The sequence below is a fragment of the Peptostreptococcus equinus genome, from assembly GCF_027125355.1.
Taxonomy (GTDB): domain Bacteria; phylum Bacillota; class Clostridia; order Peptostreptococcales; family Peptostreptococcaceae; genus Peptostreptococcus; species Peptostreptococcus equinus.
Genome location: NZ_CP114052.1, coordinates 1,839,036 through 1,852,393, shown reverse-complemented (window position 1 = coordinate 1,852,393; position 13,358 = coordinate 1,839,036). Strand labels below are relative to the sequence as shown.

The 13,358-nt window shown below is 30.1% G+C and carries 25 protein-coding genes; 20 read left to right on the top strand and 5 right to left on the bottom strand.

Going from position 1 to position 13,358, the window contains the following annotated elements; genetic code table 11:
• Window positions 1-7 precede the first annotated feature (7 nt).
• The 5 genes from O0R46_RS09345 to O0R46_RS09325 form a co-directional block, all read right to left on the bottom strand.
• Window positions 8-262, bottom strand: coding sequence for a tyrosine-type recombinase/integrase (locus O0R46_RS09345; protein WP_269312559.1), 255 nt, complete (start codon window positions 260-262; stop codon window positions 8-10).
• A 44-nt stretch (window positions 263-306) separates the two neighbouring features.
• The gene (locus O0R46_RS09340) at window positions 307-1,053 is read right to left on the bottom strand and encodes a tyrosine-type recombinase/integrase (RefSeq protein ID WP_269311472.1); all 747 of its coding nucleotides are present in this window, start codon (window positions 1,051-1,053) and stop codon (window positions 307-309) included.
• Window positions 1,040-1,561 carry a hypothetical protein gene (locus O0R46_RS09335; protein WP_269311471.1) on the bottom strand — a complete coding sequence of 174 codons (522 nt, stop codon included), beginning with the start codon at window positions 1,559-1,561 and terminating at the stop codon, window positions 1,040-1,042. The genes O0R46_RS09340 and O0R46_RS09335 overlap by 14 nt, the downstream gene beginning before the upstream one ends.
• Before the next feature lie 77 nt (window positions 1,562-1,638).
• Complete coding sequence (locus O0R46_RS09330; protein ID WP_269311470.1) at window positions 1,639-2,169, bottom strand: hypothetical protein; 531 nt, start codon at window positions 2,167-2,169, stop codon at window positions 1,639-1,641.
• A 15-nt stretch (window positions 2,170-2,184) separates the two neighbouring features.
• Complete coding sequence (locus tag O0R46_RS09325; protein ID WP_269311469.1) at window positions 2,185-2,493, bottom strand: helix-turn-helix domain-containing protein; 309 nt, start codon at window positions 2,491-2,493, stop codon at window positions 2,185-2,187.
• 153 nt (window positions 2,494-2,646) lie between these two features.
• Here O0R46_RS09325 and O0R46_RS09320 point away from each other — a divergent pair, with 153 nt between their 5' ends.
• From O0R46_RS09320 to O0R46_RS09225, 20 genes are all read left to right on the top strand, one after another.
• A complete protein-coding gene (locus O0R46_RS09320; protein WP_269311468.1) occupies window positions 2,647-2,847 on the top strand; it encodes a helix-turn-helix domain-containing protein in 201 nt (66 codons plus the stop codon).
• 86 nt (window positions 2,848-2,933) lie between these two features.
• Window positions 2,934-3,398, top strand: a complete 465-nt coding sequence (locus tag O0R46_RS09315; protein ID WP_269311467.1) for a helix-turn-helix domain-containing protein — start codon at window positions 2,934-2,936, stop codon at window positions 3,396-3,398.
• Complete coding sequence (locus O0R46_RS09310) at window positions 3,358-3,567, top strand: hypothetical protein (RefSeq protein ID WP_269311466.1); 210 nt, start codon at window positions 3,358-3,360, stop codon at window positions 3,565-3,567. The genes O0R46_RS09315 and O0R46_RS09310 overlap by 41 nt, the downstream gene beginning before the upstream one ends.
• A 9-nt stretch (window positions 3,568-3,576) precedes the next feature.
• Window positions 3,577-3,942, top strand: coding sequence for a hypothetical protein (locus O0R46_RS09305; RefSeq protein WP_269311465.1), 366 nt, complete (start codon window positions 3,577-3,579; stop codon window positions 3,940-3,942).
• Between the two features lie 157 nt (window positions 3,943-4,099).
• Complete coding sequence (locus O0R46_RS09300) at window positions 4,100-4,855, top strand: hypothetical protein (protein ID WP_269311464.1); 756 nt, start codon at window positions 4,100-4,102, stop codon at window positions 4,853-4,855.
• Window positions 4,836-6,185, top strand: a complete 1,350-nt coding sequence (locus O0R46_RS09295) for a DnaB-like helicase C-terminal domain-containing protein (protein WP_269311463.1) — start codon at window positions 4,836-4,838, stop codon at window positions 6,183-6,185. The genes O0R46_RS09300 and O0R46_RS09295 overlap by 20 nt, the downstream gene beginning before the upstream one ends.
• An 11-nt stretch (window positions 6,186-6,196) precedes the next feature.
• Window positions 6,197-6,400, top strand: a complete 204-nt coding sequence (locus O0R46_RS09290; RefSeq protein ID WP_269311462.1) for a hypothetical protein — start codon at window positions 6,197-6,199, stop codon at window positions 6,398-6,400.
• A 178-nt stretch (window positions 6,401-6,578) separates the two neighbouring features.
• Window positions 6,579-6,824, top strand: coding sequence for a hypothetical protein (locus tag O0R46_RS09285; protein ID WP_269311461.1), 246 nt, complete (start codon window positions 6,579-6,581; stop codon window positions 6,822-6,824).
• Window positions 6,825-7,073, top strand: coding sequence for a hypothetical protein (locus O0R46_RS09280; RefSeq protein WP_269311460.1), 249 nt, complete (start codon window positions 6,825-6,827; stop codon window positions 7,071-7,073). It abuts the gene before it with no gap.
• Window positions 7,073-7,630 carry a hypothetical protein gene (locus O0R46_RS09275; protein WP_269311459.1) on the top strand — a complete coding sequence of 186 codons (558 nt, stop codon included), beginning with the start codon at window positions 7,073-7,075 and terminating at the stop codon, window positions 7,628-7,630. The genes O0R46_RS09280 and O0R46_RS09275 overlap by 1 nt, the downstream gene beginning before the upstream one ends.
• Window positions 7,631-7,648: 18 nt before the next feature.
• Complete coding sequence (locus tag O0R46_RS09270; protein ID WP_269312558.1) at window positions 7,649-8,041, top strand: single-stranded DNA-binding protein; 393 nt, start codon at window positions 7,649-7,651, stop codon at window positions 8,039-8,041.
• Window positions 8,042-8,053: 12 nt separating this feature from the next.
• A complete protein-coding gene (locus O0R46_RS09265; protein ID WP_269311458.1) occupies window positions 8,054-8,374 on the top strand; it encodes a hypothetical protein in 321 nt (106 codons plus the stop codon).
• Window positions 8,375-8,377: 3 nt separating this feature from the next.
• On the top strand, window positions 8,378-8,842 hold the full coding sequence (locus tag O0R46_RS09260; RefSeq protein WP_269311457.1) for a hypothetical protein: 465 nt from the start codon (window positions 8,378-8,380) through the stop codon (window positions 8,840-8,842).
• A gap of 189 nt (window positions 8,843-9,031) precedes the next feature.
• The gene (locus O0R46_RS09255) at window positions 9,032-9,589 is read left to right on the top strand and encodes a site-specific integrase (RefSeq protein WP_269311456.1); all 558 of its coding nucleotides are present in this window, start codon (window positions 9,032-9,034) and stop codon (window positions 9,587-9,589) included.
• A gap of 155 nt (window positions 9,590-9,744) precedes the next feature.
• Complete coding sequence (locus O0R46_RS09250; RefSeq protein ID WP_269311455.1) at window positions 9,745-9,963, top strand: hypothetical protein; 219 nt, start codon at window positions 9,745-9,747, stop codon at window positions 9,961-9,963.
• A complete protein-coding gene (locus tag O0R46_RS09245) occupies window positions 9,953-10,171 on the top strand; it encodes a hypothetical protein (protein WP_269311454.1) in 219 nt (72 codons plus the stop codon). Before O0R46_RS09250 ends, O0R46_RS09245 begins: the two co-directional genes overlap by 11 nt.
• On the top strand, window positions 10,161-10,475 hold the full coding sequence (locus O0R46_RS09240; RefSeq protein ID WP_269311453.1) for a hypothetical protein: 315 nt from the start codon (window positions 10,161-10,163) through the stop codon (window positions 10,473-10,475). The genes O0R46_RS09245 and O0R46_RS09240 overlap by 11 nt, the downstream gene beginning before the upstream one ends.
• Window positions 10,476-10,573: 98 nt before the next feature.
• The gene (locus O0R46_RS09235; RefSeq protein ID WP_269311452.1) at window positions 10,574-10,996 is read left to right on the top strand and encodes an HNH endonuclease; all 423 of its coding nucleotides are present in this window, start codon (window positions 10,574-10,576) and stop codon (window positions 10,994-10,996) included.
• 132 nt (window positions 10,997-11,128) lie between these two features.
• Window positions 11,129-11,614, top strand: a complete 486-nt coding sequence (locus O0R46_RS09230) for a phage terminase small subunit P27 family (protein ID WP_269311451.1) — start codon at window positions 11,129-11,131, stop codon at window positions 11,612-11,614.
• On the top strand, window positions 11,614-13,356 hold the full coding sequence (locus O0R46_RS09225) for a terminase large subunit (RefSeq protein ID WP_269311450.1): 1,743 nt from the start codon (window positions 11,614-11,616) through the stop codon (window positions 13,354-13,356). Before O0R46_RS09230 ends, O0R46_RS09225 begins: the two co-directional genes overlap by 1 nt.
• Window positions 13,357-13,358 lie beyond the last annotated feature (2 nt).

Below are 13,358 nucleotides of genomic sequence, written 5' to 3'. Positions count from 1 at the left end.
CTATCACCTATATTAAGTTTATAGCTTCTAACTTAACTTCTAAATCAATTTCAGTATATACCTTTTCAGCAATACCTTTTCCAGTATGTCCTACTATTGACCTTAGCACTCTATCATCAACTTTTTTTGCAGTAAGCTTAGATATTGTAGTATACCTAGTCTCATGTGGGGTATGGTCTAAACCAATATTATTCATAATTTTTTTCCAATATGTATTATAAAAACTATCATATGTAAATTTACGATTATCGGGTCTACATATTAGATAATCACAATTTCTATTTAACCAATATTCAAAAAATGGAACTATTTTTTGAATATTGGAACAACTCTAATTCCTGCTTCTGTTTTTGCATCCGCTACAAAAAACCATCTTTGCTCTAAATGTACATTTTTCTTTTCTAAACTTAGAAGTTCGTTAATTCTGACACCACAATAAAGCATCATTAAAACAACAGTATAATATATATTATCATCTTTAACATCCCAAATCCTATCAACTTCATTATCTTTAAATTTAGTTCTATTTAATGCTTTTGGATTACCTGGCTTGCTTATATCTAGGTATTTAACTTTATCTTTTTTTTCTTTTGATACAATATCTCTTACTATAGCGTAATCATACATTAGGTTAATTAAGTTCTTTAGATTTCTCAAAGTAGGAGTGTTCTTGCCAGAATTATCAACAATATTTTGAAAATGGTTAAGATTAAGTTCTGCAAATTTCATATTATGAATTGGTTCACATATTTTATATGCAGCCTTATATCCTGTAGAATCCTTTATCTTTTCAAAATGTATGTCAGACCACTTATCGTATACCTCAGCAAATGTACTAGCCTTATTACTTAAATCAAATGGGTTTTCATTATAGTTTGCCAATGCTGACAATGCTTCTTTTTGAGATTTATAATATCCTATGTATGCATACTTTTGTGTAACTTTATTCATATTATCGTCAATATCCCAACCTATAGTTGCTCTAGCAACCCAGGGCTTTCTACGGTTTCCTGAAAGCTTATAAACACTTCCATAGCCATTAGGTAGTCTCATTTATTTCACTCCTTTCCATAATGTGTAGATTAGGTAATTTATATAAATCTAATATTTTATTATCTCCTAAGTCTAAATAATGAATTTTATTTCTTTTGCAATATAAATATTCGTATAAAAATTCTTCTGTTATTCCTAAGTAGGATGTTAACTCTTCAACGCTACATGATTGTTTTATATATTTTTTTAGATCATATTCATCTATAATATAATTGGTAGCCCAGAGTATAGCTTTTTTTTCGCTTTTAGAAACTTCTAATTTCTTATAATACAAATCAGTATTAATAAAAGTATCGCCTACGCTCGTTGCATGATGCCCGCATTCTTCTGCTAATATTTCTAGTTGTTCACTGGACAATTTTTTATAGAAGTCAGGTGAAAGAAGAATCAGATCTTTATTATAGATATTGCAATATAATGCAGATTTACCAAAAAAATTTAGTCTGTCACAGTTATCAATATTAATATTATTGTTTTCAATATATGAATTAATTTTTTCTATAGTCAAGTAAAAGCCTTTCCCAAACAAATGTTCGTATTTTAAGATGTAAAAAATGGCAGAATATGGCATATCCTGCCTTAATATTATTTATTTAAATCTTCGATGTCACCATTATTTTTATATATATTATATTTGCTTAGTACCATACCAGATGGAATTTTTTTTGCATCATGCTCTTCATTATCTACATATCCATGATAAGTTACATAATAATGGTCACCCATATCTCTTAAAACAGCAGTTGTTTTATTTGCAAAGTTAATAATGAAATGAACTTCGTTTTTACTGTTAAAGTATTTATTACCATAAGAGATTATAAATTCATTAAAATCAAGCATTTCGGAGAATTTAGATAGTCTATAATTACCAGTAACATCATTTCTCATTGAATTCTTAAAAGAAATATCAAGATCTTTTATATCTTTTTTTGATTGAAGTGTTACTCCTGATCTTTTCTTTTGACTATTTTTTGTTTGAGTATTAACTTCACTTCTATGTTCAACTTTTGTATTATTTATTGATGATAATACACTTTTATTGTCAACTAAATTAATTAACAATCCAATAGAAAAAAATATAATTAATCCAATTAAGCAACCTTTTTTATTTTTCATCTAATCACCTCTAATTTACTTGTATTTGATCTTTAAGTATTCTTTGAAGTTTTCCAATTCTGCTTTAGCTTCCTCAGACATATCTGAATCCGTATGTGCAGCAAATGTATCAACAGTATTTCTTACGTTTGTTCTTCCTAATAAATAATCAGTAGAAACATTAAAGAAGTCTGCAATTTTTATTAATTCATCGTCTCTTACAGCTCTTTCATTAAGTTCTATCCTTGATACAACACTATTATTAATATTTATTTTTTTAGAAAAATCTAGTTGTGAGATGCTAGATTCTTCTCTTAATTTTCTTATTATATCTCCTATTTTCATAGAAACCACCTTTCTATTTATAGAACTATTATAACATTTCTCTAAAATAGGGAAATATATTTTGCTAAAATAGAAAATAAAATCTTGACTTTTCTAAAATAGAGATATAAAATAAAGATATAGATTTTCTAAAATAGAAAAGGAGGTGTTTAAATGAGCAAAATAAATCTTGATTTTATTAAGGAAAAAAGAAAAGAAAAAAATTTAACTTTGCAAATAATGGCTGATAAATTAGGTTATAAAAAGGCTTCAACATATTCCAATTATGAAAATGGAATATATACAATAAAAGCCGATATGTTACCTGTTTTAGCAAATATATTTGGATGTGAAATTCAAGACTTTTTTTCTTAATCTTTGTTTTAGAAAAGTATAACAGTTAAAAATGTTAATTTGAAGTGAAAAAAAATACACTTTTTATATGAGAGGGGGGCATAAAGGTGGAAAATATTTATAAAAAATACAGAAAGGCATCTGGTTTGACACAGGAGGTTGCTTCAGAAAAACTTGGAATATCTGTTGATTCTCTAAAAAGATACGAGATGGGAGAGAGAATCCCTAGCAATGATATAGCTAAGAATATGTGCACAACTTATAAAGATATGAGACTAGCATATGATCATGTATGCAATTCTGAAGTTGGTAAACTATTGTTAGAAAATTTAGTTGGTAAAGATCTATGTTGCTCTGTATTAAATTTTATAAACATATTAAATAACAATGTAGTTATGAAAGACACGATGATTAAAATAGCATCTGATGGGGTTATTGATTGTGACGAGATTGATGAGTGGCAGGAGGCGGAAGCAGCTATAAAGTCATTAATAACTAGTGGCTACGAAATATTATTAAGGAGGGACAAATTTGAACAAAATAAAAATAAAACATGTAGCTCAAATGCTTAATAAATCAGAGCAATGTGTAAGGATAGGATTACAAAGAGATAAGTTTCCTTTTGGAACGGCTTACAAAACACATGACAGTAATACAAAATATACTTATTCGATTTATCCAGGTAAGTTAGAAGAGTATATAGGTAAAGAAAGATTTAATCAAGTTATGAATAGTAATTAGGAGGTAGACATGTTAAATTTTTATGATTTTAAAAAAATGTTGAAAATTAGAGTTGGTAATCTAACTAAAAATAATGAGTCAGTAAAATTGGAGTATGAAGAGTTGAAAAATAAAATACTAATTAAGTTGTATAAAAAGAGTGATGATAGCGAAAAATTCTTTTTCTTGCGAGGACATGCATTAATAATATCTAAAGATGGAAAATGGTTCAAAGCTGGCGAGGAATTTAATTTGATAGAGAATCAAGATATTAAAGCGGAGTTAATTAGTCTTGCATGTGACTATTGTAATATACAAGCAGAGAGGGGTTTAGGAAATGATAGTATTGGAAAGTATAGCAATGCTAATGTTGGCAGTAGCACTTATAATGTATAAAGCTTCAATATATATAACCGTTTTTTTAATAGCTATTTATATTAAAAATTTATTAAAAAATAAAAAGCACCGAGCTGGGAACTCAAGTGCAATTCAAAAAAAATATTATAAAGATTATAACAGAAAATATAGAAAAATACAAGGATAGGTGAAGCATATGGCTGGATGGATTAAAATTTATAGAAAAATTTTAAATAATGAATTCTACCAAGGATTAACGGGTCGCCAAAGAGATGTCATTATGACCATCTTGCTAATGGCTGACCACGAGTCAAGAGAATGGACATACAAAGGCGTTAAGTATAAGACTGAGCCAGGGCAATTATTTACTTCTCTTTCAAAAATAGCAAAAAAATGTGGAAAAGATTGTACACGTGAAACTGTGCGCACAACCATAAACAACGCAATAAATGCACAGTTTTTAACAATAGAAACGCACAAGACGCACACAGTTATAAGCATTGCAAATTGGGAAAGGTATCAAGGCGTAGACACAGTTATAACACAAGATATGCACACAAGCAACGCAAAAGACACCTGTTTGTCAACCACTAACAAGAATATAAGAAATAAAGAAGTTAAATATAAAGTCGATACTCAAGAGTACCGACTTAGCTATTTACTTTTAAGTCTTATAAGAGATCATAATCCTAAATTCAAAGAACCAAATATGGATAACTGGTGTGGACATGTGGATAAAATGATTAGAATTGATAAAAGGTCTGTAGAAGAGATTGAAAAAGTTATAAGGTGGTCGCAAGGTAATGATTTCTGGTATAAAAATATACTGTCAACTGCAAAACTAAGAGAAAAGTTTGATCAGTTATATCTACAAATGCCTAAATCAAGCAAGGTCATACCTTATAAAAATTCTAAAGAAAAGGAAAAATCAGATGGCTGGGGTTATATGTAATACAAATGCAGAGATTGCATTGTTAGGAAGCATAATTCTTGATGAAAAATTAATAATTAAATGTATAGATGAATGTTTGAAGCCTAGTGATTTTACAGTTAGTGGTTTGGATGGAGTTTATCAAGCAATGCTTGGACTTCATAAATCAAAAAAACCAATAGAAATGACTTCGCTCATAGAGGAGTATAAAAATATTGGTGGTACTTTAAATATATCTGATATAACAGCTATGACTAGTAGATCTGTGCCAAGCAATATTGATTATTATATTAGTGAGGTAAGGGAGAAGGCTTATAAGCGAGATATAGCTGACAAACTTAAAGCCTTTACTGATGAAATAGAAAGCATAGATTCAAATTCAATCAAGTCAAATCTTGAGGATATATGCAAATCAATAGATTCTAGTAATTCCGTTGAAAATTTATTTTGCAATGCTGCACAGATAAAAAGAGAGGATCTTAACGCAGGACTAGAAACTGGATTTAGTGATCTAGATTCATTACTTAATGGATTGGTATACGGAAGTTTAACAGTGCTTACAGGTGAGCCTAGTAGTGGTAAATCAACACTGCTTAATCAGGTAATTGCACAAAATATTATGAATGGACATAGGACACTGATTTATTCAGGTGAACTAACAGGATTTAATGTATTACAGTGGTTTATGAGGACAGTGGCAAATCCAAATGATTTAAAAGAATTTAAAAACAAAATAGGAGGATCATATTATGACGTAACAAGCCAAGGAGAAGATTTAATAAGAAAATGGATCCAAAATAAATTATATCTTTTCTCTGAGGATGTAACTCCTAGCATTGATAATTTACTAAACTCTATTGATTATTTGGCGAGAACTCAAAATATAAAATTGGTAGTATTGGATAATATGATGACTATCGATAATGGTAATTTAGAAGAGTATGAAAAACAAAAAGTGTTGGCCAAGAAACTTAAATCAATCGCAAGAAAATACAAGCTGTGCGTGATATTAGTAGCACACCCCAAAAAAAAGCTAGGTAGTGATAGAAAGTACCATATGCATGATGTATCAGGGGCTAGTGAGGTAGTAAATTTAGCAGACTATGAATTGCTATTAACAAGAGAAATTAAACATACAGAAGACTCTCATGAGGATATAACCAAAATAGGCATATTAAAAAATCGTATTACTGGCAGGCAAGGTATAAGCAAAAGATTGAATTTTGATGAAATGAGAAAAAGATTTTGGATTCATAGTGAAGAAAGAAATAAAAACTATAAATATGATGAAATGAATCAAGTTACATTTGTAGAAGTCAAGGAAGTCGAAAGTGAAGATGTTCCATTCTAACAGGAGGTTTTATGGATATAGTAAGTGAATATCTAAAAAATTTAAAAAGGCTTGATGATGGCATTAAATATTTTGAGTCTTTAAGTGATGAGGAATATAAAAACATTGAATCATCTAAAGCTTGGAAAATTTGGCTAGATATTTGGTCAAATTGTGAGAGATTATATCCATTAGCAAAAAAGTTGGGATGTAAAAGAGTATTTTATGAGGTGTAAATATGAGTAAAAAAGAACAGTTAATACAAACAGCACATGTGTGCATCAGATCAAAGAAAAAATTAGGAATTAGAGTTAAAGATTCAACTGATCAAGAGAATATATAATAATCAACTGGAGGCGAAGGCTTCAACAATATTAGATTTTTGGGTTGAAAAAGCTGTATAGGGGGTGTATTATGAGAAAAATAATTAATGGAGTTATATTTGACACAGATAAAATGGAACTTATTATACAGGATAAAAATCGTAGGGGATATATCACATCATTGTATAGAGGTAAAAAAAGATATGCAATTAAAGAACCTGAAGTTTACGGAGGGCATATTTTGAGAGAACTTCAAGAGGATCAATTTAAAAAGATATTAGCAGATTTTAGCATAAATAAGTACTTAGAATTATATCCAGATACTGAGGAGGCATAGATGAAAAATAATACTAAAAAGCAGCAACTATTAGAAGATATTGAATGGTCTATAGATGACAATATAGGTCTTGAAATAACTATGTTAAAGGGAGATAGGCGAGTTATTGTACCTTATTCCGTAAGTAATTTGCAAGTTTATAAGAAATTTATAGAAAGTGACTATGATGATGATTTGAATTATACACATAAAAGTGTTGAGCAGATGAATTGTAGGATAATAGATTGGAAGATATGGGAGGTAGAATAATGAATCAATCACGAATAGAAGAAGCTAAAATGAGTTTTAAAAATCATAAAGCAACTTTAATACAAAATACAGATAGATATACAATAATAGATTGGAAGAATGAAGATGGTAGCAATAATTATTATATCAATTTCATCATTGATAAATTAAGAGGGAACTTCATTATAAGTGGGGATTTAGGCGATTGTATAGCGACATGGTACAACAAATTAAACATTAAAAATCTAAAGGCATACATAAAATCTATTGATTACTTCATTAGTAAGTTTAGGTGTGCTAGTAACTGCTACACATATGACTACGAAACCTTATTGGACGATTTATTAAAACAATATGACATGAATATTGAAGATATTGAAGATATTAAATACTATATGTCTGACTGTTACTTAAACCATAAATCGGGGCTTATCCCTAGCGGGGAAGTTGTAGATATATTGGGAAAATATGATAGTGATTGGTGGGAAACATTTGATTATTTCGGTAGAGATGTAGATTTTAGAATTTTTTTATGGATTGTTGGGTTTAATATGGCTTGCGAACAATTAGGATTATAGAGGAGGAAGAAGATGAGCATTAACAACGTAGTAATTTGTGGAAGATTATGCAAAGACCCAGAATTAAGATATATTCCAGGTTCTGGAACACCAGTAGCTACATTCACACTAGCTATTGATAGAGATTATAAAAATAAAGATGGTAGCACAACAACTGATTTTATACCAGTTGAGATAATGGGTAAGCCAGCTGAATTTTGTGCAAACTATATTACAAAAGGTAGATTAGTAGGTATACAAGGTTCTATAAGAGTAGATAGATATGAGACACCAGAAGGCGAAAAAAGAAATTTCACAAAAGTTGCTGGAAGGATTATAAAAGCATTAGAATATAAAAAGCAGACAGATGAATCAAATAATGGATCACCATCACAGTTTAGTGCTGTAGATGACGACGATGTTCCATTTTAATAGGTGACCATTATGTTTTTTAGAAGTGATAAGCATTGTGATTTTTGTGGCAGCAAGGAAATAATAATTAAAGATTCACATATGGTTATGTACAAGTGTATCAAGTGTGGTACAGTACACGGTATATTACCAATGAACAAACTATACAAGGAGGATAATCCTTGCTATATGTGTCCATATAGAGCTGAAGGATGTCACTCTTATTATTCAGGCTATGGACTTTTAGAACAGAAAAACAAAGAAAAATACAAGTTAAGAGCTAGAAAATTTGAAATAGATACATATGTGAATGATGAAGTAACGAGAATAAATAAAAGGATTAGGAGGTGGTAGCTTATGAGAATTCAAAAGCAGTACTATAAAAAAACTTTAAACTTATTGGAAACATATAATTCAATAAAGAAACATATTGAAAATCTTGAAATAACACAGTTAGAAATAAAAGAATATAAGTCAAGAGATATAAAGTGTATTGCAACGGATGGTGTAAGAGTTGGCCTCGTTGATCCTGACAAAATAGGTAATAATCTTATAAGGGTCGAGGATATGATTTATTTAACCAATAAAGAGTTAGTATCAGAAAAAAACACAATAAAGATGATAGATGATGCTATTGATTTGTTAGAAAGTGATGAGCAGTACATAATAAGAAAATTATTTATAGAAAACAAAACTCCTATCCAAATATCATGTGAAAGCAGATATGATGAACCTAAAATCTATAGATTAAGACGTGCAGCCTTAAATAAAATAGCAATATGTATACATGGATATAAAGCTATGGAATCAAAGAAAGTGTAGTATTTATACACCGATTGCGAAAAAAAGTGTAAAAAAAATGCAAAAAAAATGTAAAAAAAGTGTAAAAAAATACTAGTAAAAATAATTTATAATATAAACTGTAAAGATAATGTACAGGAGCTCTCAGATAAATGCTGAGGGCTTTAGTTATATATAGAATAAAAAAATAATAAAGGTAGGTGTTAGGATATGAATTTTGTTGAGCCAATACGTGACAAGAATAAATTGGAAGATATACTTAACTATCTGGAAAAAGATAGACCTAAGAAGTATTACATACTGTTTGTACTAGGGCTATATAGCGGACTAAGAATATCCGACATACTCCCTTTGCAAGTGAAGCATGTAAAAAGTCGAGACCATATTTCAATTAGAGAAAAGAAAACTGGTAAGGCTAAGAAGGTAACACTTAATAAATTCTTGAAAAAGAAATTAGATAGTTATGTCGAGGACATGGAGGACTGGGAATATTTAATACCTAATTCAAAAGTTGGAAATCATCCTATAAGTAGACAGCAAGCCTATAAGGTGATTAAAGAAACGTGTGAGCGATTTGACGTTGAGCATATAGGAACTCATTCCTTGCGTAAGACATTTGGCTATCACTATTACCAGAAAACAAAAGATGTGGCCATATTACAGAATATATTTAATCACTCTGATCCATCTGTAACTCTTCGCTATATAGGTATTAACCAAGATACAATTTCTGAAGCTTATGCTTCTATGAATTTTTTTAAAGGTTAAAATATTACATAATGAGCCAACGTAATATTTTAATTTGATTTAGTGATTTAAAAAGTATATGAAACTTTTGAGACTACAAATCTTGAGGGTTATAAAAAATAAAGAAATAAAAGTTTACACAATATTAGATATGTCATATTTTGGAGGTGAGTTTAATGAATAAGAAAATACAGGTAAAAGTAGAGCTTACAAAAGAATCAAAAGAGAGTTTGAATAAGTTGTCTGAAATGACAGAGGATACTATTAATAAGATAGAAACTTTGTTGGGTGATTTAGAACTAAGTATTGACAATGTTATTTCTAACATTAAAATTGTAGCAGTAAAGAATTCTCAATTAAATAACAAGGATGATGGTGAAAATAATGAGGCATAAAATTATAATAGAACTTAAAGAAATTGATTTAACAGGAGACTATAACTGTCCAGAAAATATAGTTAATGTATATGTTGATGGACAAAGAATCAATGATGTCCTTGGTGTTGAGGTTAATCCTAGGTTTCCGGAGAAGATAAAGATAATATTAGAGGCAAGTGGCTTTGAAATAAGGACCGTTGGTGAAGGAGAATCCAGTGAAGATTAAAAATAATATTAAATTTGGTCAAATATATACTCACTATAAAACTGGTGACCTATGCTTAGTTTTAACAGTAGCTGAAAATATAAACAATAAGTTAACATATGTTGCTTACCATAATATAAATGAAGATAAAGGATATATACTACCATTAGCTCAGTTCATATCTAAGGTACCATTCAATGTAAAACTTTTCTATAATCAAGAAAATTGTTATGAAAAGACGTTTGAAACAATTGACGAACTTACTGAGGATCTAAAAGTTAAAGGCTTATTAACTGAGGAGATTAAAAAAGAATGGAAGCAATAGTATGTATTGTATTATCTTGTTTCGTTTTATGCCGATACATGCTTCCTTTTTAATAGAGGGGGGAGTAGTGTTATTGATAGGGGGGAGTTGAGATATAGATGTTGACTAAGTTATGTAGGTGTGGGCGTAAGATTAAGGTTGATGATACATGCAGTGTGTGTGGTGATAGGCATAGGCGATATGATAAACAAGCAAGAGATCCCAAGACTGCAGCCTTTTATAAGTCTACGCATTGGACTAAGTTGTCTAAGATAATTAGAGATAGATACTATGGCATAGATGTATATCATCTATTCAAGTATGGAAAGATAATACCATCCGAGATGGTACATCATATCATTCCTATTAAGGATGATTGGGATAGAAGATTAGACCCTGATGTTCTTCTACCAGTAAGCCATGAATCTCACGCAGAAATTGAAAGTATATATAGGGCCAGTGATGAACATAAAAGCATACTTATTTCAGAATTGTTTGGATATATAAAACAATTTAGGGAGGGGGATATAAAAAAAGTTTGAAAAACAAAAATACAGGACCGCGGGGGAGTTTTCTTATAAAAAAATGCCAGAAAGTCAGCAAAAAAGTGAAAAAAATACAGTATAAAATAATAATTATTATTTTATACATTCTGCAGAAAGGGGGGATGTATTTTGACAAGAACTGGTAGACCACCTAAATTATCAGTTGTTTCAACTGGTAAAGTTGGAAAAGAACAGAAGCTTAAAAGAGAAATAGCGGAGTCTAAATTGAAAGTGAAAAGAAGTCTAAAAGCTCCTACTTGGCTAGCAAAAGAAGCAAAAAAAGAATTTAATAGAGTAATAAAAGAGTCAGAACCATTAGAAATTATCGATAATTTAGATCTAAGTATTCTAGCAATCTATTGCAATGCTTATGCGAGCTATGTAGATATAAGCACTCAAATAAATAATATTGGTTTGACGTATAAAGATGAGAAATACGAAAATCAATTATTTGTTAGTAATAGTATGAATAGAATGGTTAGAATGCAAAAAGGATTTATAGAAACAATTATGGCGTGTAGTTCAAAGCTTGGTCTTGCTACATCCGACAGGCTAAGGCTTGTAGTACCCAAAGCGGAAGAGAAAAAAGAAAATCCATTTATTAAATATCTATGATGGATAGAACTACAGAATTTGCTTTATTGGTGACTAATGGTGATGTTTTAAAAGGCGAACTTGAAATATTAGCTTGTAAGAGGCATTTAGATGACTTAGAAAAGTCTAAATTGGCTATGTGGAACTATTATTTTGATGTTGATGAAGCAGAAAAACATATTAATATAGCCAATGAATTAAATATAGCTGAAGGCATAGGTTCTAAAAAGTTTAAGACAAGAGGATTTCAAAACTTTATTATAGGTTCACTACATGGATGGAAAAAAAAGAGCGATGGAAATAATCGTTACAGAGAGGCATATATACAAATTGCAAGACAAAATGGTAAGTCAATATTAGCTGGTTCTGAAGCAAATAGTTGGGCGACATTCTCAGGTTATGAGCTAGGTAGAATTTTCTGTACAGCAACAAAACAAGACCAAGCCAATATAGTTTGGGATGAGATTAAAAAGTTTATAGAGTCTGATAAAGAGCTCTTAGAATTATATAAAATTACAGAATATAACAGAACTATAAAATCACATATAACTGGTACAGTAATTAAAGCAATAGGAAAAGATACAAGCACAATAGATGGGTTTAGAACAACACTATCTATTGTTGATGAATACCACGCACATAAAAATAATCAGATGTATAAACTTGTTCAAGATGGCCAAATAGATGTAGATACTGCTTTAGTTCTAGCGATAACAACAGCAGGCTTTAACATTAATGGTCCTTGTCATAAGCATTATGAATTTTGCTGCGATGTTGTAAAGGGGATTATAACTAAGGATTCACAGTTCGTTTTTATTTGTCAACCAGATAAGGATGATGATATTTGGGACCCTAAGACATGGGCAAAAGCTAATCCATTATTGTTGTGGAATGAAGATAATACATATAATGAAAAAAAAATAGCTGTTATGATGGAAAGTGCCATAACAGCAAGAGAAAAGGGTGGAGAAGAGCTTGTAAATTTCCAAACTAAAGTTTTAAATATGTGGGTTAAAAATGGTGGCTCAAGACTTCTTAATTATGATAAGTTAAAAAAGTGTGCGACGGATAAAACTCTCGAAGATATGAGAGGAAGAGCTGCTTATTTGGGAATAGACTTGTCAAGTGGGGGGGATTTAACATCAATAGTTCTATTATTTCCACAAGATAATGGAAAAGTTTATATCTACCATCATTCATTTATGCCAGAACAAAGGCTACAAGAGCATATAAAAACGGATGATGTTCCATATCAAGTGTGGGTAGATAAAGGATTAATAACCCTTACTACTGGTGGGTCAGGAATTAAAACAGACTATAAATTTATAACCTCACACTTGCAAGAAATTATATCAACTTATGATTTAGAAATTATTGATTGTGGATATGACCCACATAATGCAGGTGCATATATATCTGATCTAGAATTTCTTGGATGTGATTTAACTGAAATAGTACAGTCTGCTAGGTCCTTAAATGATGCAACATTAGATTTTCAGTTATCAGTTGAAGCAGAGGAAATAGAATACGACAAGAATGATGAACTTCTATTATGGTCATTAGTAAATGCTGTTATAACAAAAAATTCATTTGGCGAAATAAAGATTGATAAACAATCTACATATGCAAGAATAGACCCAGCAGACGGTGTTGTGGATGCATGGAAGTTGTTCTTTACTAATAAAGATACACTTAATTATAATGCAAATGACGATTATGACGATTGGGAAATGATGATGGCAGCCTTTAAGAAAGGAAGGTAAGA